The 22,149-nt window shown below is 72.5% G+C and carries 22 protein-coding genes; 12 read left to right on the top strand and 10 right to left on the bottom strand.

Features of this window, described 5'->3' with window-relative positions; all coding sequences use genetic code 11:
* Nucleotides 1-8: 8 nt before the first annotated feature.
* The gene (locus tag ACFZBB_RS09665; RefSeq protein WP_355339086.1) at nucleotides 9-761 is read left to right on the top strand and encodes a ZIP family metal transporter; all 753 of its coding nucleotides are present in this window, start codon (nucleotides 9-11) and stop codon (nucleotides 759-761) included.
* Here the strand turns inward: ACFZBB_RS09665 and ACFZBB_RS09660 are convergent.
* Complete coding sequence (locus ACFZBB_RS09660; RefSeq protein ID WP_391119598.1) at nucleotides 730-1,506, bottom strand: hypothetical protein; 777 nt, start codon at nucleotides 1,504-1,506, stop codon at nucleotides 730-732. The genes ACFZBB_RS09665 and ACFZBB_RS09660 overlap by 32 nt on opposite strands.
* A gap of 109 nt (nucleotides 1,507-1,615) precedes the next feature.
* On the opposite strand from ACFZBB_RS09660, the gene ggt reads away from it, so the two are divergent.
* A complete protein-coding gene (gene ggt, locus ACFZBB_RS09655; protein WP_391119596.1) occupies nucleotides 1,616-3,586 on the top strand; it encodes a gamma-glutamyltransferase in 1,971 nt (656 codons plus the stop codon).
* 24 nt (nucleotides 3,587-3,610) lie between these two features.
* Here the strand turns inward: ggt and ACFZBB_RS09650 are convergent, their stop codons facing one another.
* Together ACFZBB_RS09650 and ACFZBB_RS09645 are read right to left on the bottom strand one after the other, a co-directional pair.
* Nucleotides 3,611-4,177: an isochorismatase family protein gene (locus ACFZBB_RS09650; RefSeq protein WP_391119594.1), complete on the bottom strand. Its 567-nt coding sequence runs from the start codon at nucleotides 4,175-4,177 to the stop codon at nucleotides 3,611-3,613.
* A 68-nt stretch (nucleotides 4,178-4,245) separates the two neighbouring features.
* A complete protein-coding gene (locus ACFZBB_RS09645; RefSeq protein WP_391049525.1) occupies nucleotides 4,246-4,683 on the bottom strand; it encodes a MarR family transcriptional regulator in 438 nt (145 codons plus the stop codon).
* Nucleotides 4,684-4,833: 150 nt separating this feature from the next.
* On the opposite strand from ACFZBB_RS09645, the gene ACFZBB_RS09640 reads away from it, so the two are divergent.
* The 7 genes from ACFZBB_RS09640 (at nucleotide 4,834) to ACFZBB_RS09610 (ending at nucleotide 13,745) form a co-directional block, all read left to right on the top strand.
* Complete coding sequence (locus tag ACFZBB_RS09640) at nucleotides 4,834-6,471, top strand: hypothetical protein (protein ID WP_391119592.1); 1,638 nt, start codon at nucleotides 4,834-4,836, stop codon at nucleotides 6,469-6,471.
* Nucleotides 6,472-6,648: 177 nt separating this feature from the next.
* Nucleotides 6,649-7,491 (top strand): nitrilase-related carbon-nitrogen hydrolase, encoded by an 843-nt coding sequence (locus ACFZBB_RS09635; protein WP_355339104.1) that lies wholly within the window; start codon nucleotides 6,649-6,651, stop codon nucleotides 7,489-7,491.
* Between the two features lie 3 nt (nucleotides 7,492-7,494).
* Nucleotides 7,495-8,853 (top strand): aminotransferase class III-fold pyridoxal phosphate-dependent enzyme, encoded by a 1,359-nt coding sequence (locus ACFZBB_RS09630; RefSeq protein ID WP_391119590.1) that lies wholly within the window; start codon nucleotides 7,495-7,497, stop codon nucleotides 8,851-8,853.
* Complete coding sequence (gene hydA, locus ACFZBB_RS09625; protein ID WP_355339110.1) at nucleotides 8,850-10,256, top strand: dihydropyrimidinase; 1,407 nt, start codon at nucleotides 8,850-8,852, stop codon at nucleotides 10,254-10,256. Before ACFZBB_RS09630 ends, hydA begins: the two co-directional genes overlap by 4 nt.
* Nucleotides 10,257-10,284: 28 nt before the next feature.
* Complete coding sequence (locus tag ACFZBB_RS09620; protein WP_391119587.1) at nucleotides 10,285-11,298, top strand: TIGR03842 family LLM class F420-dependent oxidoreductase; 1,014 nt, start codon at nucleotides 10,285-10,287, stop codon at nucleotides 11,296-11,298.
* 141 nt (nucleotides 11,299-11,439) lie between these two features.
* Nucleotides 11,440-12,318 carry an inositol monophosphatase family protein gene (locus tag ACFZBB_RS09615; protein WP_391119585.1) on the top strand — a complete coding sequence of 293 codons (879 nt, stop codon included), beginning with the start codon at nucleotides 11,440-11,442 and terminating at the stop codon, nucleotides 12,316-12,318.
* 11 nt (nucleotides 12,319-12,329) lie between these two features.
* Nucleotides 12,330-13,745, top strand: a complete 1,416-nt coding sequence (locus ACFZBB_RS09610; protein ID WP_391120128.1) for an FAD-dependent oxidoreductase — start codon at nucleotides 12,330-12,332, stop codon at nucleotides 13,743-13,745.
* A gap of 307 nt (nucleotides 13,746-14,052) precedes the next feature.
* On the opposite strand, the gene ACFZBB_RS09605 is transcribed toward ACFZBB_RS09610, so the two are convergent.
* On the bottom strand, nucleotides 14,053-14,850 hold the full coding sequence (locus ACFZBB_RS09605; protein WP_391120126.1) for a DUF4037 domain-containing protein: 798 nt from the start codon (nucleotides 14,848-14,850) through the stop codon (nucleotides 14,053-14,055).
* Nucleotides 14,851-15,061: 211 nt separating this feature from the next.
* Between ACFZBB_RS09605 and ACFZBB_RS09600 the strand changes: the two genes are divergently transcribed.
* Nucleotides 15,062-15,529: an SCP2 sterol-binding domain-containing protein gene (locus ACFZBB_RS09600; RefSeq protein ID WP_391119583.1), complete on the top strand. Its 468-nt coding sequence runs from the start codon at nucleotides 15,062-15,064 to the stop codon at nucleotides 15,527-15,529.
* Here the strand turns inward: ACFZBB_RS09600 and ACFZBB_RS09595 are convergent.
* Nucleotides 15,502-16,395 carry a TIGR02569 family protein gene (locus ACFZBB_RS09595; RefSeq protein ID WP_391119581.1) on the bottom strand — a complete coding sequence of 298 codons (894 nt, stop codon included), beginning with the start codon at nucleotides 16,393-16,395 and terminating at the stop codon, nucleotides 15,502-15,504. The two genes, ACFZBB_RS09600 and ACFZBB_RS09595, sit on opposite strands and share 28 nt — an antisense overlap.
* Before the next feature lie 233 nt (nucleotides 16,396-16,628).
* On the opposite strand from ACFZBB_RS09595, the gene ACFZBB_RS09590 reads away from it, so the two are divergent.
* Nucleotides 16,629-16,772, top strand: coding sequence for a hypothetical protein (locus tag ACFZBB_RS09590; RefSeq protein ID WP_391119579.1), 144 nt, complete (start codon nucleotides 16,629-16,631; stop codon nucleotides 16,770-16,772).
* 7 nt (nucleotides 16,773-16,779) lie between these two features.
* On the opposite strand, the gene ACFZBB_RS09585 is transcribed toward ACFZBB_RS09590, so the two are convergent.
* Nucleotides 16,780-17,283, bottom strand: coding sequence for an NUDIX domain-containing protein (locus ACFZBB_RS09585; RefSeq protein ID WP_391119577.1), 504 nt, complete (start codon nucleotides 17,281-17,283; stop codon nucleotides 16,780-16,782).
* Nucleotides 17,284-17,416: 133 nt separating this feature from the next.
* Here ACFZBB_RS09585 and ACFZBB_RS09580 point away from each other — a divergent pair, with 133 nt between their 5' ends.
* Nucleotides 17,417-18,586 carry a glycerate kinase gene (locus tag ACFZBB_RS09580; RefSeq protein ID WP_391119575.1) on the top strand — a complete coding sequence of 390 codons (1,170 nt, stop codon included), beginning with the start codon at nucleotides 17,417-17,419 and terminating at the stop codon, nucleotides 18,584-18,586.
* Between the two features lie 120 nt (nucleotides 18,587-18,706).
* Here the strand turns inward: ACFZBB_RS09580 and pssA are convergent, their stop codons facing one another.
* The 4 genes from pssA to ACFZBB_RS09560 form a co-directional block, all read right to left on the bottom strand.
* Nucleotides 18,707-19,540, bottom strand: a complete 834-nt coding sequence (gene pssA, locus ACFZBB_RS09575; RefSeq protein ID WP_355339129.1) for a CDP-diacylglycerol--serine O-phosphatidyltransferase — start codon at nucleotides 19,538-19,540, stop codon at nucleotides 18,707-18,709.
* Between the two features lie 37 nt (nucleotides 19,541-19,577).
* On the bottom strand, nucleotides 19,578-20,234 hold the full coding sequence (locus ACFZBB_RS09570) for a phosphatidylserine decarboxylase (RefSeq protein ID WP_355339132.1): 657 nt from the start codon (nucleotides 20,232-20,234) through the stop codon (nucleotides 19,578-19,580).
* Between the two features lie 193 nt (nucleotides 20,235-20,427).
* Complete coding sequence (locus tag ACFZBB_RS09565) at nucleotides 20,428-21,639, bottom strand: acyl-CoA dehydrogenase family protein (protein WP_391119573.1); 1,212 nt, start codon at nucleotides 21,637-21,639, stop codon at nucleotides 20,428-20,430.
* A 3-nt stretch (nucleotides 21,640-21,642) separates the two neighbouring features.
* On the bottom strand, nucleotides 21,643-22,149 hold the full coding sequence (locus ACFZBB_RS09560; RefSeq protein WP_355339138.1) for a MaoC family dehydratase: 507 nt from the start codon (nucleotides 22,147-22,149) through the stop codon (nucleotides 21,643-21,645).

Genomic DNA, 22,149 nt, shown 5'->3' with positions numbered 1-22,149 from the left:
ATGACCTCATGCCGGTCCTGATAGCCGCGTGCGCGTTCGCGATGACCTTGGTGGGCGGGTTCGTCGCCCAGCGCATCGGCGACCGCAGGCACCTCGTCCTCGGCCTCGCGGCCGGTCTGATGCTGGGCGTCGTCGGCTTCGACCTGCTGCCCGAGGCGCTGGACATGCAGCCGCGGGACGTCTTCGGCGTCCCCGCCGCGCTGCTGATGTTCGTCGCCGGCTTCCTGGCCCTGCACATCGTCGAGCGGTCGGTGGCGATCCACCGGGCGCACGAGGGCGAGTACGCGCCGCACGCGCACGGCCACGGGCACGCCCACGCCCCGGTCAAGGGCATCGGCCTCACCGCGGGCGCCGCGCTCGTCGGGCACAGCGTCATGGACGGCTTCGCGATCGGCGCGGCCTTCCAGGCGGGCAGCACCGTCGGCATCGTGGTGGCCATCGCGGTCGTCTCGCACGACTTCGCGGACGGCTTCAACACGTACACGATCACCCGGATGTACGGGAACGACCACAGCAGGGCGCGGCTGCTGCTCGGCGCCGACGCGCTGGCGCCGGTGGCGGGCGCCGCGGTCACCCTCGCCTTCACCATCCCGGCCGGTGTCCTCGGCCTCTACCTCGGCTTCTTCGCCGGTTTCCTGCTCTACCTGGCGACCTCGGACATCCTCCCCGAGGCGCACAGCCCGCACCCGTCGACCTCGACGCTGCTGTGCACGGTCGGCGGAGCGTCCCTCATGTGGCTGGTGATCGGTCTGGCGGGCTGACCTTGCCGCCCTTGGGCGCCTTCGGCGCCGTCGTCGCGGCCTTGGTGACGTCCGCGACCAGCTCCACCACGTCGGAGCCGTACGCCTGCGAATTGACCACCTTCAGCAGCAGGCAGAAGGTCGCGTCGGCGCCGTGCTTGCGGGCCAGCCGCACCTGGTGCCTGGCCAGATAGCGGACGGCGGCCTGGTTGGCGATGCCGCGCTGGCCGGAGGAGAGGAAGACCGGGCGGTCGTTGCCCGAGTCGCGGGCGGCGGCCAGCCGGGCCAGCAGCACGTACTCGACGGCGCCCTTCTCCATCAGGTACGTCTCGCCGCCGACGCTGATCGCGCCCTGCTCGGGACCAGGCGCCGGGTCGGTGTCGATCTCGACGCCCGGCAGCATCGAGCGCAGATGCGCGGCCAGCCGGAGGTTGGCGGCCGGGCCGCCTATGCAGAATTCGGTGCGCGCGCCGAAGCCCTGCCAGGCCGTGTCGTGCGCCAGCACCTCGGCGTGCGCCCCGCACTCCTTGATCACCGCGGCCAGTTCCAGCAGCGCGAAGGCGTCGTGCCTTGCCAGGCTCCAGCCCCGCGAGCCGGGGTCGCGCGGCACCACCAGCAGGCACTCGGAGTCCTTCGGCAGGCCGAAGAAGCGCTGCTTGCGCTGGAGCCTGCGGCTGAGCAGGTAGGTGCGCGCGAACCAGCCCAGGGCGGCCCCGATAGCGAGGGCCACCAGGCCCAGGACGAGATTGCGGAGGTCGTCGCTCATGGCGCGGCATCGTAGCGGTGTTCGACCCACCGCGGGGATACGCGGTCCTGACGGGACAGGAGAGGTGAAGTTACTCTTCCGGGACGCCCGTTGAGTGGAGGACTCCGCAATGCGACGCACAAGTGACAGCAGTGGTGGCGACACCGGTCTCCGTAGCGGTCCGGGCGGCAGCCCCGGCGGCGCTCGGGACAGGGCCGCGGGCACGCGTTCGGACAGCGGACCGGACGGCGGTCCGGGCGCGTCCCGTACGGCCGTCCGCGGGTCCCGCGTCCGCAGGACCGCCGTACGCGCGGTCGCCGCGCTCGCCGTCACCGCGGCGGTGGCGGCGGTCACCGCCGCGGCGCCCGCCCGGCACGGCGGCCCCGCGCATCCGCCCGGCTCCGCGGCCAAGACCCCGCTGGCCGTCGGCTACGGGGGAGCGGTCGCCAGCGTGGACGCCGACGCGTCGGCCGCCGGCATCGAGGTGCTGCGGCGCGGCGGCAACGCCGTGGACGCGGCCGTCGCCACCGCCGCCGCGCTCGGCGTGACCGAGCCGTACTCCTCGGGCATCGGCGGAGGCGGCTACTTCGTCTACTACGACGCGCGGCAGCACAAGGTCTCCACCATCGACGGCCGCGAGACCGCCCCGCGCAGCGCCACCGACCAGCTCTTCGTCGAAAACGGCCAGCCGCTCGCCTTCGCCGACGCGGTCACCAGCGGGCGCGGTGTCGGCGTGCCCGGCACCGCCGCCACCTGGCAGACCGCCCTGGACTCCTGGGGCAGCCGTTCGCTCGGCGACGTCCTCAAGCCCGCGGAGCGGATCGCCCGCGACGGCTTCACCGTGGACGCGACCTTCAACTCCCAGACCGCGGCGAACCAGGACCGCTTCAAGGACTTCCCCGCCACCGCCGCGCTCTTCCTGCCCGGCGGACGGCCCCCGGCGGTCGGCTCCACTCTGCGCAACCCCCAACTGGCGGCCACGTACAAGGAGTTGGGCCGCAAGGGGATCAACGCGATCTACCGCGGGGACATCGGCGCGGACATCGTCAGGACCGTACGCAAACCCCCGGTCGACCCGGCGTCCACCCGCGTGGTGCGCACCGGTGACCTGACCGCCGCGGATCTGGCCGCGTACCACGCCAAGACCCAGGCGCCGACGCACACGTCCTATCGCGGCCTCGACGTGTACGGGCCCGCGCCCTCGTCGTCCGGCGGGACCACGGTGGCCGAGGCGCTGAACATCCTGGAGCACACCGACCTGGCGCACGCCGGACAGGCGCAGTATCTGCACCACTACATCGAGGCCAGCCGGATCGCCTTCGCCGACCGGGGCCGCTGGGTCGGCGACCCGGCGTTCGAGCAGGTGCCGACCGCGGGGCTGCTCTCCAAGGGCTTCGCCGCCTCGCGCGCCTGCCTGATCAAGGACGACGCGGCGCTCACCAGCCCGCTCCCGCCCGGCGACCCGGCGCACCCCACCCCGTGCGCCACCACCGGCAAGGCCGCGCCGACCACCTACGAGGGCGAGAACACCACGCACCTGACGGTGGCCGACAAGTGGGGCAACGTCGTCGCGTACACCCTCACCATCGAGCAGACCGGCGGCAGCGCGATCACCGTGCCCGGCCGCGGCTTCCTGCTCAACAACGAGCTGACGGACTTCTCCTTCGTGCCCGCCAGTCCGGCCGTGCACGACCCGAACCTGCCGGGGCCCGGCAAGCGGCCCCGCTCGTCGATCTCGCCGACGATCGTGCTGAAGAACGGCCGGGTGGACTTCGCGGTCGGCTCGCCCGGCGGCGCGACCATCATCACCACCGTGCTCCAGGTGCTCACCGAACACGTCGACCGGGGCCTGCCGTTGGTGGACGCCATCGCCGCGCCGCGCGCCAGTCAGCGCAACGCGGCGGCGACCGAACTCGAACCCGCCCTGTGGGACAGCCCGCTCAAGGCCCAACTCGAAGCCCTCGGGCAGCACTTCACCCAGAATCCGGAGATCGGCGCCGCCACCGGTGTGCAACGGCTCTCCGACGGCCGGTGGTTGGCCGCGGCGGAGCCGGTACGGCGCGGCGGCGGGTCGGCGCTGGTGGTGGTTCCTACGCGCTGACCTGCCTCGACGCGGCTACTCCGCTCAGGCGGCCGGGGCGGCGGGCAGCAGGGCGATGATCTCGTCCGTGCGCGCCGTCTCGGCCAGCCGCGGGAAGATCTTGGCGAACGCGTGCGCGTGCGACTCGGCGTCGGTGTCGGTCACCGCGTCGGCGGCGACCGTCACGTGGTAGCCGTGTTCGTGCGCCGCGCGGGCGGTGGACTCGACGCCGATGCTGGTCGATATGCCGGCCAGCACGATCTGCGTGACCCCGCGGCGGCGCAGCTCCAGGTCGAGAGCGGTGCCGTAGAAGGCGCCCCACTGGAGCTTGGTGATCCTGATGTCGCCGTCCTGGACATCCAGTTCGTCCACCAGCTCCGTCCAGTCGGCGGGCAGCGAACCGCTCATGGCCGGGCCCTCGTTGCGTCCTGGCGGGCCCCCTGCCACGTTCACCAGCACGACCGGCAGCCCGCGCTCGCGGAAGGCGGCAGCCAGCTTCGCGCTGCGCGCGACGATCTCCTGGGCCGGGTGCGCGGTGGGCAGCGCGACGATGCCGCGCTGGAGGTCGATGACGACAAGGGCGGTGCGGGAGTCGATCGTTGTGGCGGTCATGCGGGTAACTCCCTGTGCGGTGAACGGCGTTGCCGTGCTGGTCCGGTCGCGGGGTTCTTGCTGTGCGGTCACGCCTTGACCAGGCGCTGGAGGATGCCGAGCGCCTCGGTCAGTCGCCGCTGGTCCTCGGCGGACAGCTCGGTGCCGATCGCCTCGGCGAGCCAGCCGCGCCGGGCCCGGCGGCCGGTGCCGCGCAGCCGGACCCCTGCCTCGGTGAGGGAGAAGACGACCTGACGGCCGTCGGTGGGGTGCGGCGAGCGGGCGACGAGACCGCGTTCCTCCAGGGCCGCGAGCGTCATCCGCATGGACTGCGGCCGGACGATCTCGGCGCGGGCCAGGGCGGCGGTGGTCGCCGGACCCTCGCTGCCGATCCGCCCCAACACCGAGACCTGCGAGGGCGTGAGCGCGCCCTGCGCCGAGGCCGACGCGGTGCGCAACCGGCGCTGGAGCTGCGCGATCACCGTGGTCAGCTCGTCGGCGACCCGCGCCTGGTCCTGAGTGGGCATGGTTGCACCGTACGACGTCGACAGGAAAACTTGCAAGTTTGACTGTCGAAATCGTCCGTCGTTGAAAACTCCCCGTAGCAGCGCCGTAACACTGTGGGTGTCGAATGCCCACCGGGCGCGGGGAGCGGGGGCGGCGGATGCGAGGGTGTGATGACAACGGAACTGGCCGGTGCGGCAACGGAGTTCACGTTCTACTTCCGGTCGATGGTGGCGGCGCTCGGGGACCGTCCCGGCTGGTACGGGGTGTTCGCGGGGCGTGAGCCGGAGGCCGCGCACGCCTACGAGGGCGGCGCGGACATACCGCCCTGGGACGTCGTCGGAGCCGTCCTGCACGATCTGGCCGCCGCCGTCCGGGCGCCGCTCGACGAGGCGGAGGTGTCCCGTGCCCGGGTCCTGCACCGCGCCGCCGTCGCGGAGCGGGACGCCGCGCCCGGCGCGGAGAGCGCGCTCCGCCTCCGGCTCGAAGTGACCTCGCGGGCCCGCGACATGGCGCTGCTGCGCGAGCGCGAGGCGGCCCGCGCCCTCGACCGGGCCCCCGCCGATCCGGCGGGAGCCGCCACCGCCCGGCTCGCCAATATCCTCGCCTGGGCCCGCGACGACCGTGAGCGGGCCGCCGCCCGCTGCGACGAACTCCGCGCCCGGCTGGCCGCCTTCGCCGCGCCCCCGGCCGTCGACTGGTTCCGCCAGACGCCCGAGCGTCATCCCGCCGCCCAGCCGTCTCCGGCCCCCGAGCGTCATCCCGCCGCCCAGCTCTCCCCGCCCCCCGAGCGCGACCCCGCCGCCCAGCCCTCCCCGCCCCCCGAGCGCGACCCCGCCGCCCAGCCCTCCCCGCCCCCCGAGCGCCATCCCGCCGCCCAGCTCTCCCCGCCTCCAGAGGGCGACCCCGCCGCCCAGCACTCCTCGCCCCCCGAGCGCGACCCCGCCGCGCCCGCCGCCCGTACCGCCTCCTGGGCCCGCGACCCCCGCCCCGAGGAAGCCGCGCAGGCGCAGCCGGCCAAGGCGGCCGGCGCGCGCACCAAGGGCGCCTTCCGCCCGCGCGGCGCACGCTTCGCCGGGGCCTTCGAGGAGGCCCCCGGCGCCGAGGAAACGCCCCTGGAGCGGTCGGTGCCGCGCGGCGCGCGTTTCGCGGGCGCCCCCGCCGCCCCGGCCCCGCAGGCGGAGACCGCCCAGGGACCCGTACGCGCCACCCCGCGCGGCGCGCGCTTCGCCGGCGCCCCGGAGAGCGCGGAACCGCGCCAGGCGCGGCCCACCGTCGACCCGCGCTGGCTGGCCGAGGCGCGGCAGGAGGCCGCGCGCCTCGGCGAGCTGCGCCGTACCGGCCAGAGCGGCGCCGCCTACGTCGTCATCTGCGAGGCGGCGGAAGGCCCGGCGCCCCGACTGCCCTACCTGCTCAGGGAGTTGGAGCGCACCGAACTGGCCGCCGATGTGGCCACCCTGCTCTGGGAGGTCGCCGCGCTGCCCGGCGCCCCGCTGGCCGCAGCCGCCTCGGAACTGGCCGCCGCGGGCCGTACCGGCGACTGCCGCACGCTCCTGCACCAGGCCGCGTCGCGCCCGCCCGCCGACCTGGCCACGATCGCGGGCGACCTGGCCGACGCGGGGCGCCACGAGGAGGCGGGCGAACTCCTGCGGACGCTCGCCCGGGCGCGTCCGCCCGAGGACGCCGCGGCCGTGGTCAGAGCCCGCCCCGGCCTGGCCGCTCCCGTCCTGGACGCCGCGGAGGCCGTCTCCAAGTCCCGCCGCCGCGACATCGCGGCCGCCCTGCGCCGGGCGGGCCTGACGGGCGGCTGACGCGGGCGCGCGCCGCCGAACGGGTTCCCCGAGGGTGAAACGTGATCGTCTTCGCCCGGTAACGGTAGCGGTCTTGCCACAGTGGGTAGGGCGCTTCTACGTTCTTCCCCACGGCTGGGATCTACGGGCGTAGAACGGGACTACCGGCGTGAAGCTGCCACGTCTGAGGAGCTGCTCATGAGCAATGTCGTGCGTGCCGCGCTCGTCCAGGCCACCTGGACCGGCGATACGGAATCGATGATCGCGAAGCACGAGGAACACGCCCGGGCCGCCGCCGCGCAGGGCGCGAAGGTGATCGGCTTCCAGGAGGTGTTCAACGCCCCCTACTTCTGCCAGGTCCAGGAGGCCGAGCACTACCGGTGGGCGGAACCCGTCCCCGACGGGCCGACCGTCCAGCGGATGCGGGCGCTGGCCCGCGAGACCGGCATGGTCATCGTCGTGCCGGTCTTCGAGATCGAGCAGCCCGGCGTCTACTACAACACCGCGGCCGTGATCGACGCGGACGGCACCGTCCTCGGCAAGTACCGCAAGCACCACATCCCGCAGGTCAACGGCTTCTGGGAGAAGTACTACTTCAAGCCGGGCAACCTCGGCTGGCCGGTCTTCGAGACCGCAGTCGGCCGGATCGGCGTCTACATCTGCTACGACCGCCACTTCCCCGAGGGCTGGCGCGCCCTGGGCCTCGCGGGCGCCCAGATCGTCTACAACCCGTCGGCCACCAGCCGCGGCCTGTCGGCGTACCTGTGGAAGCTGGAGCAGCCCGCGGCGGCCGTCGCCAACGAGTACTTCATCGCCGCGATCAACCGGGTCGGCCGCGAGGAGTACGGCGACAACGACTTCTACGGCACCAGCTACTTCGTCGACCCGCGCGGCCAGTTCGTGGAGGGCACCGCCTCCGACACCAAGGAGGAACTGCTGGTCCGCGACCTGGACCTGGACCTGATCGACGAGGTCCGGCAGACCTGGGCCTTCTACCGCGACCGCAGGCCCGACGCCTACGGCGACCTGACGGAGGGCTGAGCGATGGCCACCGCGACCGAGAGCGCGCACGCCGCGCTGCACGCCCGCCACCGCGCCGTCCTGCCCGACTGGCTGGCCACGTACTACGCCCGGCCGATCGAGCTGACGCACGGCGAGGGCCGCCACGTCTGGGATGCCGAGGGCAACCGCTACCTGGACTTCTTCGGCGGCATCCTCACCACGATGACCGCGCACGCGCTGCCCGAGGTCACCGCGGCCGTCGCCGAGCAGGCCGGGAAGATCCTGCACTCCTCGACGCTCTACCTCAGCCGTCAGGCCGTGGAGCTGGCCGAGCGGATCGCCCGGTTGTCCGGCATCCCCGACGCCCGGGTCTTCTTCACCACCTCGGGCACCGAGGCCAACGACACGGCCCTGCTGCTGGCCACCACCTACCGCCGCTCCAACCAGGTGCTGGCCCTGCGCAACAGCTACCACGGCCGCTCCTTCACCTCGATCGGCATCACCGGCAACACCGCCTGGTCGCCGACCAGCCTGTCCCCGCTCCAGACGCTGTACGTGCACGGCGGGGTGCGCAGCCGCGGGCCGTACGCGCATCTGACGGACGCCGAGTTCACCGCCGCGTGCGTCGCGGACCTGGAGGACATCCTCGGCCAGGCCAACGGCACGGTCGCCGCGCTGATCGCCGAACCCGTCCAGGGCGTCGGCGGCTTCACCTCGGGCCCCGACGGGCTGCTCGCCGCCTTCAAGCGGGTTCTGGACCGGCACGGCATCCTGTGGATCACCGACGAGGTGCAGACCGGCTGGGGCCGTACCGGCGACAACTTCTGGGGCTGGCAGGCGCACAGCGGCTCCGGCGCGCCCGACATCCTCACCTTCGCCAAGGGCATCGGCAACGGCATGTCCATGGGCGGTGTGGTGGCCCGCGCCGACGTGATGAACTGCCTGAACGCCAACTCCATCTCCACCTTCGGCGGCAGCCCGATCACCACCGCGGGAGCGCTGGCGAATCTCACCTACCTCCTCGACCACGACCTCCAGGGCAACGCCCGCCGGGTCGGCGGCCTGCTCAAGGCCCGCCTCACCGCCGTCTCCGCCGGCCTGGGCATCGTCCGCGAGGTGCGCGGACGCGGCCTGATGCTCGGCGTCGAACTGGTCGAGCCGGGCACCGACACCCCGTCCCCCGCGGCGGCCTCCGCCGTACTCGAAGCGGCCCGCGCGCACGGCCTGCTGATCGGCAAGGGCGGCCTCGCGGGGAACGTCCTGCGGATCGCCCCGCCGCTCTCGCTCACCGTCGCCGAGGCCGAGGAAGGCGCCGACCTGCTGGAGACGGCCCTGAAACAGGCGCAGAGCGAACTCGCGGACCAGGCACCGGGCGAATCCGAAGGAGGGACTGCGCAGTGACCGCGACCCGTACCGTGATCCGCGGCGGCCTCGTCATCACCGCCGCCGACGAGATGCACGCCGACGTCCTGATCGAGGGCGGCAGGATCGCCGCCCTCGCCGCCCACGACAGCGACACCGCGGCGGGCTGGACCGCCGACACCGTCATCGACGCCACCGGGAAATACGTCATCCCCGGCGGCGTCGACGGGCACACCCACATGGAGATGCCGTTCGGCGGCACCACCGCCTCCGACACCTTCGAGACCGGCACCCGCGCCGCCGCCTGGGGCGGCACCACCACCATCGTCGACTTCGCCATCCAGGGCGTCGGCGCGTCGCTCCGCTCGGGGCTCGACGCCTGGCACGCCAAGGCCGACGCGCAGTGCGCCATCGACTACGCCTTCCACATGATCGTCTCCGACGTGAACGAGCACTCGCTCAAGGAGATGGACATCCTGGTCGAGGAGGGCGTGACCAGTTTCAAGATGTTCATGGCCTACCCCGGCGTCTTCTACAGCGACGACGGGCAGATCCTGCGCGCCATGCAGCGCGCCGCGGGCAACGGCGGCCTGACGATGATGCACGCCGAGAACGGCATCGCGATCGACGTCCTCGTCCAGCAGGCCCTCGAAGCCGGGAAGACCGACCCCCGGTACCACGGCGAGGTCAGGCACGCCCTGCTGGAGGCCGAGGCCACCCACCGCGCCATCCAGCTCGCCCGCGTCGCCGGCGCCCCGCTCTACATCGTGCACGTCTCCGCGCAGCAGGCCGTCGCCGAACTCACCGCCGCCCGCGACCTGGGCCTCAACGTCTTCGGCGAGACCTGTCCGCAGTACCTGTTCCTGTCCACCGACAACCTCGCCGAACCCGGCTTCGAGGGCGCCAAGTACGTGTGCAGTACGCCGCTGCGCCCCCGCGAGCACCAGGCCGCGCTCTGGCAGGGCCTGCGCACCAACGACCTCCAGGTGGTCTCCACCGACCACTGCCCGTTCTGCTTCACCGGGCAGAAGGACATGGGCGTCGGCGACTTCTCCAAGATCCCCAACGGCATGCCCGGCGTGGAGAACCGCATGGACCTCCTCCACCAGGGCGTCGTGGACGGGCACATCAGCCGCCGCCGCTGGATCGAGATCGCCTGCGCCACCCCGGCCCGGATGTTCGGCCTCTACCCGCGCAAGGGCACCATCGCGCCGGGCGCCGACGCCGACGTGGTGATCTACGACCCGCACGCCGAGCAGGTCATGTCCGCCGAGACCCACCACATGAACGTCGACTACTCCGCCTACGAGGGCAAGCGGACGACCGGCCGGGTCGAGACCGTGCTGTCCCGCGGGGTGCCCGTGATCGAGGACCGGTCGTACGTGGGCCGGGCCGGTCACGGCCAGTACACGCCGCGCGGCATCTGTCAGTACCTGATCTAGCCCTCAGCCTCACAGAAGGAGCGGCGCCATGGACTTCGGCCTCGTGCTGCAGACCGATCCACCCGCCTCGAACGTCGTCGGCCTGATGCGCCGCGCCGAGCGCAACGGCTTCACGTACGGCTGGACCTTCGACTCCGCCGTGCTGTGGCAGGAGCCGTTCGTCATCCACAGCCGCATCCTCGACCACACCGACCGGCTCAAGGTCGGCACGATGGTCACCAACCCCGGCACCCGCACCTGGGAGGTGACCGCCTCCACCTTCGCCACCCTCAACTCGATGTACGGCAACCGCACGGTCTGCGGCATCGGCCGCGGCGACTCGGCGATGCGGGTCGCCGGGCGCAAGCCCAACACCCTCGCGCGGGTCGGCGAGGCGATGACCGTCATCCGCGATCTCGCCGAGGGCCGCGAGGCCGTGGTCGACGGCACACCGCTGCGGCTGCCATGGGTCGAGAACGGCGAACTGCCGGTCTGGATGGCCGCGTACGGCCCGAAGGCGCTGGCGCTGACCGGCGAGAAGGCCGACGGCTTCATCCTGCAACTCGCCGACGTCTACCTCACCGAGTGGATGGTGAAGGCGGTACGGGACGCGGCCGAGAAGGCGGGCCGCGACCCGGCCTCGGTCACCGTCTGCGTCGCCGCGCCCGCCTACGTCACGGCCGACGACTCGCCCGAAGCCCTCGCGCACGCCCGCGAACAGTGCCGCTGGTTCGGCGGCATGGTCGGCAACCACGTCGCCGACCTCGTCAGCCGTTACGGCGAACACTCCGACCTGGTGCCGGAGGAACTGACCGAGTACATCGCCCAGCGGCACGGCTACGACTACGCGCACCACGGCCGCTCGGGCAACCCCGACACCGCCTTCGTGCCCGACGAGATCGTGGACCGCTTCTGCCTGATCGGCCCGGTCGACCAGCACCTGGACAAGCTGCGGGCCCTGCGGGACCTGGGAGTCGACCAGTTCGCCGTCTACGACATGCACGACGCGAAGGAGGCGACGATCGACGCGTACGGCGAACACATCATCCCGGTGCTGGGCTGAATCGCGCGGCCGGGTCCCTGCGCGTGGCTGACCTGGGGGAGCGGGCCCGCGGCGGCGCCGCCGCGGCTGCCCGCACCGGTGGGACGGCCGTTGTCCCCAGGGTGGGAACCGCGCGGCGCCAGGGTCTGATTGGATGGCGGCATGGGCAATGAGGTCGGTGCGGTATCGGGTGACGCGGCGGGCGCGGACGGCGTCGGCGACGGCGTGGACGACGCACTGCTCGCCGCCGTCGAAGACGTGATCAGAGCGGTGGTCGCCGCCGAGGTGGTGCCGCGCTGGCGGCGGCTCGGCGACGACGACATCTCGCGCAAGAGCGGCCCGTACGACCTGGTCACCACCGCCGACCGGCGCGCCGAGGAACGGCTCACCGAAGAGCTGGCCGCGCTGCTGCCCGGCTCCGTCGTGGTCGGCGAGGAGGCGGTCAGCGCCGACAGCGGCGTACTGGAACGGCTGGGCGGTGACGACCCGGTGTGGGTGGTCGACCCGGTCGACGGCACCTCCGCCTTCGTCCGCGGCGAGGACGGCTTCGCCACCCTGGTCGCCCTCGTGCGCGACGGCGTACCGCTCGCCTCCTGGACGTACGCCCCGCAGCGCGGCCTGTTCGCCACCGCGCGGCGCGGCCGGGGCGCGCATCTGGACGGCGAGCGGCTGCACACCCGCACCCCCGAGGCGGGCGAGCCGCTGCGGCTGTCCACCTCCAACCCGGTCTACCGCACCGGCTACGAACGCGACGCCCTGACCCGGCTGGACGCCTCGGGCGCGGTCTGCACCCCCTGCACCTGCGCGGGCCTGGCCTACCTGGACGTGGCCCGCGGCGCGATCGACGGCGTCGCCTTCTTCTGGGAAGCGCCCTGGGACCACGCGGCGGGACTGCTGCTCGCCACCGAGGCGGGCGGCGTCAGCCGTACGGCGTCCGGCGCGCCCTTCTCGATCCCCGGCGGCAACGAACTGCCCTTCACCCTCGCCCGCGACGAGGCCACCGCACGGCAGGTCACCGAGCTGATGGCGGCCGGAAGGTGAGCCGCGCGGTGGTGGCCGACGCCGTCGTCGTCGGCGCGGGTCCCAACGGGCTGACGGCGGCGGTGGAGTTGGCCCGCGCCGGGCTCTCCGTGCAGATCTACGAGGCCGCCGACACCGTGGGCGGCGGCGCCCGCACCGAGGAGCTGACGCTGCCGGGCTTTCGGCACGACCCCTGCTCCGCCGTGCACCCCTTCGGCATCGGCTCGCCCGCCTTCGGCGCGCTGCCGCTCGCCAAGCACGGCCTGGAGTGGCTCCAGCCGGAAGTCCCGATGGCGCACCCGTTCCCCGACGGCACCGCCGTCGTCCTCGCCCGCACGGTCGGCGAGACCGCGGCCTCGCTCGGCGCGCGCGACGCGGGCACCTACCGGCGGCTGCTCGCGCCGTACACCGGTCACTGGGACACGCTCGCCGCGGACTTCTTCCGGCCGCAGTGGGCCGGGATACCGCGTGACCCGTATCGCTTCCTCCGGTTCGGCCTGACCGGCACGCCGCCCGCCGCCGTCCTCGCCCAGCGCTTCCGCGACCCCAAGGCGCGGGCGCTGATCGCCGGGCTCGCCGGGCACGCGATCACCCGGCTCACGCAGCCGTTCACCGGGGCGATGGCGATGATGTTCGCGCTCGCCGCGCACGAGAACGGCTGGCCGGTCGCCCGCGGCGGATCCCAGGCCATCTCCGACGCGCTGGCCGGGCACCTCACCGAACTGGGCGGCGTCATCCGCACCGGTGTCACCGTCCGCAAGCTCGACGAGTTGCCGCCCGCCCGCGCCTATGTCTTCGACACCTCGCCGACCGCGCTCGCCCGGATCGCCGGGCTCGGCGACGCGTACCGCGGCTACCGCTACGGCGCCTCCGTCTTCAAGATCGACTACGCGCTGGACGGGCCGGTGCCGTGGGCGTCCCCCGACGCGCGGCGCGCGGGCACCGTGCACATCGGGCCCAGCTACACCGAGATCGGCGACGCCCTCAACCGGGCCGTGACCGGGCGCCCGCCGCAGACGCCCTTTCTCATCACCGCCCAGCCGTCCGTGATCGACCCCTCCCGCGCCCCCGAGGGCAAGCACGTCTTCTGGGCCTACGGGCACGTCCCCCACAACTGGCACGGGGACGCCACCGATGCCGTCGAGCGCCAGATCGAGCGCTTCGCGCCGGGTTTCCGTGACCTCGTCCTCGCCCGCGCCGTCACCGGGCCCGCCGGTCTCGCCGCCCGCAACGCCAACTATGTCGGCGGTGACATCGCGTGCGGCGCCTACTCCGGACTCCAGTCCGTCATCCGGCCGCGCCTCGCCGCCAATCCCTACACCACCATCCGCCCCAACCTCTTCCTCTGCTCCTCCGCCACCCCGCCCGGCCCCGGCGTCCACGGCATGCCCGGCCACCACGCCGCCCGCGCCGTCCTCCACCACCTCCGCCGCGCCGCCCGCCGCTAACCCCGCGGCGCGGCGCCTGTGCCGTGGACGGCACGCCGCGTTTTTAGGGGCGCGGCGCCTGGGTGGTTTCTCAACCAGGGCGGCACGCGGATCTTTTAAGGGGCGCGGGGAACGGCGCGCCCAGCCACCGCCGGGCTTTCAGCCCGAAAACACACAGCAACTGCCGTGCTGGGGCTGGCATTCACAGCTCGCCACCGTTGGTGGCTGGGCGCGCAGTTCCCCGCGCCCCTAAAACAGGCCCTGCGCCAGCCCGGCGCACATCCCCGCACCCCGCCGTGCGCACGGAGCGGACGGGGCACGGTCCGGGTCAGGGGAGGGGGAGGCCGCGGCGGGCCTCGTGGATCAGGCGGGCCGCCGAGGCCACGGTGGCGGAGAGCTCCTCGGCCGAGAGCCCACTGCGGCCGAGAAGAACGCCGACCTCGTCGGCGAACCCCGCGGGAGCCCCGGAAAGCACCGCAGCCGCGGGAAACGCCCCCTTCTCGTTCAGGCACCACACCCGGTGCCAGGCGTGCAACGCCTGCGCGAGGACACCGAAGGCCCGCGACAGGCAGAGGGACACGTGAACGTGATCCCCCTTGACGGCCGACTTCGCGGCGGCGGCCACCGTGAACTCCGCCTCCCACGCGGCCTCGACCAGCGCCCGCCGCAACGCCTCGGGATACACCCGCGTCTCGGCCCTAAGCGCCGCCAACTCCCCGTCGGTGTCGGTGAGTACGTGCCCGAGTGCGACCTCGCCCGGATAGCAGGGCGACCAGAAGCCGAGCGGGTGCCCCGGCTGGATACCGACCTCGTAGCGGCCCTCGCGGCAGTCCTGCCACACCCGCCGGACGCGGTCGACGTCCCGCAGGATCCAGTCGACGGCGACCCCGTCCACGCGCAGCCACGCCCCGGCGTTGACCCATGGCCCCCACCCGCCCGGCGCGGCCACCTCCACCGGTTCCCCGGTGAACTCCCGCGCGAGCGCGGCCAACGCGGCCACGTCCGGCTCGCCCCGGTAGTACAACCCGAGGTCCCAGTCCGAGTCCGCGCGGTGCGTCCCGCGCGCACGGCTGCCCCCGAGCAGCACCCCGACCACCCCCGGCACCTCCCGAAGGGCTTGGGCCATGGCGACCACGGGAACGTCCGGCGCGGCGGCGAGGACGTCGGGCAACGGCGGCTGATCAGCATGCACGCCGTGACGGTACGGGAAGGCGGTTCGGCCCCGCGCGCCTATTTCCGCTGCCCGCGCGGTGCCCGAGGCGACGCCTTGCCACGGTGCCGCACCGTACCTATCCTTACTCACCAGTAAACTTACTCTGGAGTCAGGAAGGCCCGACATGGCGGCGCTCGACGACATCGACCTCGAACTCCTCGACTTCGGCACGGTCGAGCCGAAGGAATTCGCGCGGATCGTACGGGATCTTCCGGCCCGCCGGATCGCGGAGTTCATGAACGGAGCGCAGCGCCGACGGGTCCTGGACGAGGTCTTCCACCGGATGGGCACCCTCTTCAAGCCGGAGTCGGCGGGCCGCCGCGACGCCCTGATCCGCTGGCGGATCACGGCGGGGGACGAGGCGCCCGACGTCTACGAGACGCACATCGCGAACGGCGCCTGCGCCGTCACGGCCGAGGACACCGGACGTACGCCGCAGCTCACCCTCACGATGGCCGCGCCGGATTTCCTCAAGCTGGTCTCGGGCAACGCCTCGGGCCCGGCGCTGTTCTTCACCCGGAAGCTGAAGGTGCAGGGGGACATCCGGCTGGCCGGCGGCCTGACCTACTTCTTCGACATCCCCAAGCCCTGACCGCTCGCGGCCGCGTACGCCCGTACGGCCGCGACCGCCGCCCGCTCGTACGGTCGCGGCTGCGCGTGCGGGCCGAGCACGGCGCCGGTGACCAGCCGGAACAGCAGGGCACGGACGAGGAGTTGGGCCCACGCGTCGGGGTCGGGGACATGGCCGTCCCCGGCGGGGCCGAGCGCGAGGACCGCGGGCCCCGCCCCGTACCAGAGCAGCGCGTCGACCACCACGACGGCTGCCGCCCAGTCGGCGGGGTACCAGTACGGCGGCCAGTCGATGACCGCGGGCGGCAGGCCGTCCGCGAAGAGCACATTGCCCAGCAGGTCGCCGTGCACGACCTGCGGCGCCGGTGCGGCGGACGGGTCGAACGGGCGCCGCTCGGCAGCCAGTTGGGCGACGAGCGCGGCCACCTCGGCGCTACCGTCGCTCCCGTCGAGCGGCAGTTCCTCCCATGCGACCCGGGCCGCGTACGACCACGGACCCTCGCGCGCGTCGAGGAAGCCGGGCCGCGGTACGTCCGCGAGCGCCGCGTGGAAGGCGGCGGCCGTCCGCAGCACATCGGCGGGCCGCCCCGGGTCGGACCGGCCGGCCACGTACTGCCACGCCTCCCAACCCTCCGCCGTCCAGCCGCCGTTCGCCGCCCGGACCGGCCGCGCGACCCGGAAGTGCGGGGACGCGGGCAGCGCGGTCAGCACCTCGGCCCGCCACGCGGTCTCGGCCGCGAGCCCGGTCGGCTTGAGCACCACCTCGCCGTCCCGCCAGGTCTGCCCCTGCCCGCCCGGCAGCGGCACCGGCCGCCCCGGCGCGCCGAAAGCCGCGAGCACGGCGGCCGACGGCGGGGCCGACCCGGACGGCTGCGTGGATTCGGTCATGGGGCAGGATCCTAGGTCCGGGGTCGGGACCCGGCGACGGATATACCGCGTGGCGGCACGAGCCGGACGGTCCCCCTCGCCGCTGCCGCGCATGCGATGTGTGTGCGCGAGGGCGAAGTGGGGGCTCCCTCCTGGCGTTGACGTGGCGGCCTTTGCGCCCGCACCTCTGCGGAAGGACGCGCCCCTGGCGGAGCACGTTCCGCGCAGGACCGGCCCATAGGGGGTGCACACCCTTGAAAAGCCGCACGGTCTTTCTCCCGGTGCGACGGGACGGCTGGACGGTGCGACGGCACAAGCGCCGCAGGCGAACTCGCCTCGCCGACCCGGCCCCCGACCTCGGCCACGTCCCCTACGCGCCGCACCGCACCGCCGGTTGACGTGACGTCAGTTGACGCCCGCCCGGTGGCCGTTCTCCAGTTCCACAGGACCGGCGCCCGCGGCGAGCGCGACCAGGGCCGCGTGGACACGGCGGGCGGCGCCCGGCGAGAAGTAGGAGTCGATCTCGTCGGCCGGGACCAGCTTCCAGGAGTCCAGTTCCTTCTCCTGGAGCCGGACCGCCGCCAGCCGCGTCTCGTCCAGCACGCCGCCGTCGTAGAGGTAGCTGGCCAGCGGCGGCCTGCCGGGACCCGTCACCCAGTCGACGGCGAGCAGCGGGCCCGGCTCGATGTCCAGACCGATCTCCTCCGCGCTCTCCCGGCGGGCCGCCTGCCGCGGCGTCTCGTTCAGATCGGACTCGATGGTGCCGCCCGGCAGCGTCCAGGTCCCGTCGTCGCGGTAGTTCGGCTCGACGATGAGGATCCGGCCGTCGGCGGACCTGAAGAGGGTGTTCGCCCCCGAAATGATCTTCGGCAGCCCTGCGATGTACGTGGCGAAGTCGGTCGTCGTCATGCCGCCAAACCTACGGCCACGGGCCGCGCGGCGAACTCGCGAACCGGTGATCTCGCGGTGACACAGCGCGGTGCCCATGGGCAGGCGGGCCCGGCCGGGATAGGGTCCCACCGGCGCGATGTTCCGTTTTCGGATGGGGAGTACGACAGTGTCCGACGCTGCAACAAGATCCACGGGACGTGTGCTGATCGCCGCGGACAAGTTCAAGGGCTCGCTGACCGCGGTGCAGGTGGCCGCGCATGTCGAGGCGGGGCTGCGCAAGGGCGCGCCCGGTGTGACCGTCACCTCGGTACCGGTCGCCGACGGCGGTGACGGCACCGTCGAGGCCGCCGTCACCGGCGGTTTCGAGCGGCGCACAGTACGTGTCACCGGACCGCTGGGCGAGCCGGTCGACGCCTCGTACGCGCTGCGTGACCGTACCGCCGTGGTCGAGATGGCCGAGGCGTCCGGCCTCCAGCACCTGCCGTCCGGCGTCTTCGCGCCGCTCACGGCGACCACGTACGGGACCGGCGAGCTGCTGAAGGCCGCGCTCGACGCGGGCGCCCGCACCATCGTGCTGGGCGTCGGCGGCAGCGCCACCAACGACGGCGGCGCGGGCATGCTCAGCGCGCTCGGCGCCCGGCTGCTGGACCGCGACGGCGCGCCCGTCGCGCCCGGCGGCGGCTCGCTGGCCGCCCTCGCCACCGCCGACCTGTCCGGGCTCGACCCGCGGCTGGTCGACACCGAGATCGTCCTCGCCAGCGACGTCGACAACCCGCTGCTCGGACCCAAGGGCGCCGCCGCCGTCTACGGGCCGCAGAAGGGCGCCTCCGAGGCCGACGTCGCCACGCTCGACGCCGCCCTCGGGCACTACGTCGACGTCCTCGCCCTCGCCGAAGGCCCGACCGCCTCCGCGGCGGCCGACGCCCCTGGCGCGGGCGCCGCGGGCGGCATCGGTTACGGGGCCCTCGTCGGCCTCGGCGCCACCTTCCGGGCCGGTATCGACGTCATGCTCGACGTCCTCGGCTTCGCGGCCGCCCTCGACGGCGTCGATCTCGTCATCACCGGCGAAGGCTCCCTCGACGAGCAGACCCTGCACGGCAAGGCGCCGGTCGGCGTCGCCCAGGCCGCCCGCGCCCGTGACATCGACGTCGTCGCCGTCTGCGGCCGTCTCGCGCTCAGCCCCAGCGCCCTCGGTTCCGCCGGGATCCGCCGCGCCTACCCGCTCTCGTCCCTCGAACCGGACCCGGCCGTCTCCATCCCCAACGCCGGTCCGCTCCTCGAACAGCTCTCCGCCGAGCTGGCCCGCGACTTCCTGACCTAGCCAGCGCCAGCCTCAGCCTCAGCCCCAGGCGCAGGCGCGCGGAAACGACTGCGGCCCCTCCGCCGAGAGCGGAGGGGCCGCAGGCCGTAGGAGCACCAGGGATTCACCCCGGTGGACATGTCAGCGCAGAGCGTCCGCCCTGGCCTCACGACGATTGGCCCGCATCGTATTGACGCGACGCGTGGTCGCGAAGCAGGGGATGACCGCCGCGGCCACGCACTGGAGGGCGGCGCCCGTCTGGAGGAGCAGGTGGCCGCCGGGGACGTCGAGGGTCCAGGCGGTCAGGCAGCCCATGCTGATGAGGATCCAGCCGAGGGTGATGACGGCGAGGCGTCCGCGCGGCTTGGGGTACTCCACGCGGCTCACCATGAGCCAGGCGACACCGACGATGGCGACGACGGTGGGGATGAAGGGCAGCTCCAGCAGGACGACGGAGACGACCGTCATCGCCCCGAAGGGGCTGGGCATGCCCTGGAAGACACCGTCCCTGATCGTGGTGCAGGAGAAGCGGGCGAGCCGCAGCACCACGGCCAGGACGACCATCACCGCGGCGGCGGCCGACACCTTGCCGTGGGCGTCGTCGGCGACCAGACCCCAGACGACGACGAAGTAGGCGGGCGCGAGGCCGAAGCTGATCAGGTCGGACAGATTGTCCAGCTCGGCGCCCATCGCGGAGCTGCGCAGCTTGCGCGCGACCAGCCCGTCGAAGAGGTCGAAGACGGACGCGAGCAGCATGAGCGTCACCGCGGTGGCGGCGCTGTGCTTGGACATGCCGCCGACGGTGGTGCCCATCAGGTGCGGGACCAGGACTCCGGTGGTCGTGAAGTACACGGCCATGAAGCCACAGATCGCGTTACCGAGAGTGAGCGCGTCGGCGATGGACAGCCGGGTGGACAGCGGAAGGTCGGCTACCTCGTCCTCCAGCTCGGTGACCCAGTGCGACTGCGCCTGCACCGGAGTGTGAGTGTGGGCCTTTGCCTGCGTGTCGGGTTCAACCACGGTCAAGGCGAGTCACCCCAGCCGTGGTGGTCTGCCCGACCTCGACGTCGGGCTCGATGCCCTCCGGCAGGTACACGTCGACCCGTGAGCCGAACCGGATCAGGCCGATCCGCTCGCCCTGTTCCACCTTGCAGCCGCGCGGCACGTACGGAACGATCCTGCGCGCCACCGCGCCGGCGATCTGCACCATCTCGACATCGCCGATCTCGGTGTCGAAGTGCCAGACCACCCGCTCGTTGTTCTCGCTCTCCTTGTTGAACGCCGGTACGTATCCGCCGGGGATGTGCTCGACGGAGGTGACCGTGCCCGCGAGGGGCGCGCGGTTCACGTGGACGTTCAGCGGGCTCATGAAGATCGCGACGCGGGTACGCCCGTCCTTCCACGGCATGATGCTCTGCACCACACCGTCCGCGGGACAGATCACACGGCCCTCGGCGATCTCGCGCTCGGGGTCGCGGAAGAACCACAGCATGCCCGCGGCGAGCGCGGTGGCGGGGACGGCCACCGTCGCCCAGCGGCCTGAGCGGCGCGCGCGGACAAGGCTTACCGCCGCGGTGGCGACGGTCGGGAGGAGCCACGGCGACGCTCCGCGCGCGAGTCGTACGCCGACAAGGCCGTCGCGTGGTGCAGAGGAATGGCTGTGGGGCATGGAAGACCTTCGTAGCGGAGGGTGCCGCGAATTACTTCTGGGGACGGCGGCTTTAACCCGATGGTATCGGTTGACACGGGCAACTCGGCAAGCTCAAGGGCGAGTCGATGGCTGGTTCCCGTGCCGCGACGACTCACGCAGTGTGACCTTCCCCTCGGGTAAATATCAATAAATACGGACATTCTTCCTTCGGCTATCCCTGGAGACGATACTCCTCCAGCAGTCGCCGCCCGATGATCATTTTCTGGATCTCGGCGGTCCCCTCGCCGATCAGCAGCATCGGCGCCTCCCGGTACAGCCGCTCGATCTCGTACTCCTTGGAGAAGCCGTACCCGCCGTGGATGCGGAACGCGTCCTCCACCACTTCCTTGCAGAACTCCGCGGCCAGGTACTTCGCCATCCCGGCCTCCAGGTCGTTGCGCTCGCCCGAATCCTTCTTACGTGCGGCGTTGACCATCATCCGGTGCGCGGCCTCCACCTTGGTGGCCATCTCGGCGAGCTTGAACTGGATCGCCTGGTGCTGTGCGATGGGTTTGCCGAACGTGTGCCGTTGCTGTGCGTAGGCGATGCCCAGTTCGAACGCCCGCTGTGCCACACCGCAGCCGCGCGCGGCCACATTGACCCGGCCGACCTCGACGCCGTCCATCATCTGGTAAAAACCCCGGCCGCTCTGTCCGCCGAGCACCCGGTCGGCCGGAACCCTTACGTCCTGGAGGATCAGCTCCGTGGTGTCGACGCCCTTGTAGCCCATCTTGTCGATCTTCCCGGGCACGGTGAGGCCGGGGACCGAGGCGTTGGCGCCGAAGCCGGGCTCCTTCTCGATCAGGAAGGTCGTCATCGACTTGTGCGGCGGCGCGTCCTGCGCCTGCCCCTCGTCGGTCCTGCACAGCACCGCGACCAGATGGGACGAACCGCCGTTGGTCAGCCACATCTTCTGGCCGTTGATGACGTACGCGTCCCCGTCGCGTACGCCCTTGGTGCGGATCGCCGACACGTCGGAGCCCAGTTCCGGCTCCGACATCGAGAATGCGCCGCGCACGTCGCCCGCCGCCATACGCGGCAGGAAATGGTCCTTCTGCTCCTGTGTGCCGTGCTGCTTGATCATGTAGGCGACGATGAAATGGGTGTTGATGATGCCGGACACGCTCATCCAGCCGCGCGCGATCTCCTCGACCGTCAGCGCGTACGTCAGCAGCGACTCGCCGAGGCCGCCGTACTCCTCGGGAATCATCAGGCCGAAGATGCCCAGTTCCTTGAGCCCTTCGACGATGTCCGTCGGATATTCGTCGCGGTGCTCCAACTCCGTGGCGACCGGCAGGATCTCCTTGTCCACGAAGGAGCGGACGGTGGAGAGGATCTCCTCCTGGACGTCGGTCAGCCCGTCGGTCTGCGCGAGGCGGCTCATGACTCAGCTCTCTCCCAGCTCGGGACGGCCGGGCTGTTCCCCGCCGCGCTCCTTGATGTACGTGGCGGTCGGCACCAGCACCTTGCGGCGGAAGACGCAGACCAGGGTGCCGTCCTGCTTGTAGCCCCTGGTCTCCACCTCGACGATGCCGCGGTCGTTCTTCGACTTCGACGGGCGCTTGTCGAGCACCGTCGTCTCGCCGTACACCGTGTCGCCGTGGAAGGTCGGCGCCACGTGCTTCAGCGACTCGATCTCCAGATTGGCGATGGCCTTGCCCGAGACATCGGGCACCGACATCCCGAGCAGCAGCGAGTAGATGTAGTTGCCGACGACGACATTGCGGCCGAAGTCGGTTGTCTTCTCCGCGTAGTTGGCGTCCATGTGCAGCGGATGATGATTCATCGTGAGGAGGCAGAAGAGATGGTCGTCGTACTCGGTGACGGTCTTTCCCGGCCAGTGCTTGTAGATCGCACCGACCTCGAACTCCTCGTAAGTGCGGCCGAACTGCAC

The sequence above is a fragment of the Streptomyces sp. NPDC008139 genome (assembly GCF_042957025.1).
Lineage (GTDB): Bacteria > Actinomycetota > Actinomycetes > Streptomycetales > Streptomycetaceae > Actinacidiphila.
Note: the sequence above shows the minus strand (reverse complement) of the source record. Positions and strands in the feature narration are given on the sequence as shown.

What these genes read in the sequence shown, in the direction of transcription:
- ACFZBB_RS09605 (WP_391120126.1), bottom strand. Translation starts at nt 14,850, where the DNA reads ATGGCCCAAGCCCTTCGGGAGGTGCCGGGGGTGGTCGGGGTGCTGCTC.
- ACFZBB_RS09615 (WP_391119585.1), top strand. Translation starts at nt 11,440, where the DNA reads ATGGGCAATGAGGTCGGTGCGGTATCGGGTGACGCGGCGGGCGCGGAC.
- ACFZBB_RS09585 (WP_391119577.1), bottom strand. Translation starts at nt 17,283, where the DNA reads ATGACGACGACCGACTTCGCCACGTACATCGCAGGGCTGCCGAAGATC.
- ACFZBB_RS09620 (WP_391119587.1), top strand. Translation starts at nt 10,285, where the DNA reads ATGGACTTCGGCCTCGTGCTGCAGACCGATCCACCCGCCTCGAACGTC.
- ACFZBB_RS09630 (WP_391119590.1), top strand. Translation starts at nt 7,495, where the DNA reads ATGGCCACCGCGACCGAGAGCGCGCACGCCGCGCTGCACGCCCGCCAC.
- ggt (WP_391119596.1), top strand. Translation starts at nt 1,616, where the DNA reads ATGCGACGCACAAGTGACAGCAGTGGTGGCGACACCGGTCTCCGTAGC.
- ACFZBB_RS09600 (WP_391119583.1), top strand. Translation starts at nt 15,062, where the DNA reads ATGGCGGCGCTCGACGACATCGACCTCGAACTCCTCGACTTCGGCACG.
- ACFZBB_RS09650 (WP_391119594.1), bottom strand. Translation starts at nt 4,177, where the DNA reads ATGACCGCCACAACGATCGACTCCCGCACCGCCCTTGTCGTCATCGAC.
- ACFZBB_RS09565 (WP_391119573.1), bottom strand. Translation starts at nt 21,639, where the DNA reads ATGAGCCGCCTCGCGCAGACCGACGGGCTGACCGACGTCCAGGAGGAG.
- ACFZBB_RS09580 (WP_391119575.1), top strand. Translation starts at nt 17,417, where the DNA reads ATGGGGAGTACGACAGTGTCCGACGCTGCAACAAGATCCACGGGACGT.
- ACFZBB_RS09665 (WP_355339086.1), top strand. Translation starts at nt 9, where the DNA reads ATGCCGGTCCTGATAGCCGCGTGCGCGTTCGCGATGACCTTGGTGGGC.
- ACFZBB_RS09635 (WP_355339104.1), top strand. Translation starts at nt 6,649, where the DNA reads ATGAGCAATGTCGTGCGTGCCGCGCTCGTCCAGGCCACCTGGACCGGC.
- ACFZBB_RS09640 (WP_391119592.1), top strand. Translation starts at nt 4,834, where the DNA reads ATGACAACGGAACTGGCCGGTGCGGCAACGGAGTTCACGTTCTACTTC.
- ACFZBB_RS09570 (WP_355339132.1), bottom strand. Translation starts at nt 20,234, where the DNA reads ATGCCCCACAGCCATTCCTCTGCACCACGCGACGGCCTTGTCGGCGTA.
- ACFZBB_RS09645 (WP_391049525.1), bottom strand. Translation starts at nt 4,683, where the DNA reads ATGCCCACTCAGGACCAGGCGCGGGTCGCCGACGAGCTGACCACGGTG.
- ACFZBB_RS09660 (WP_391119598.1), bottom strand. Translation starts at nt 1,506, where the DNA reads ATGAGCGACGACCTCCGCAATCTCGTCCTGGGCCTGGTGGCCCTCGCT.
- ACFZBB_RS09595 (WP_391119581.1), bottom strand. Translation starts at nt 16,395, where the DNA reads ATGACCGAATCCACGCAGCCGTCCGGGTCGGCCCCGCCGTCGGCCGCC.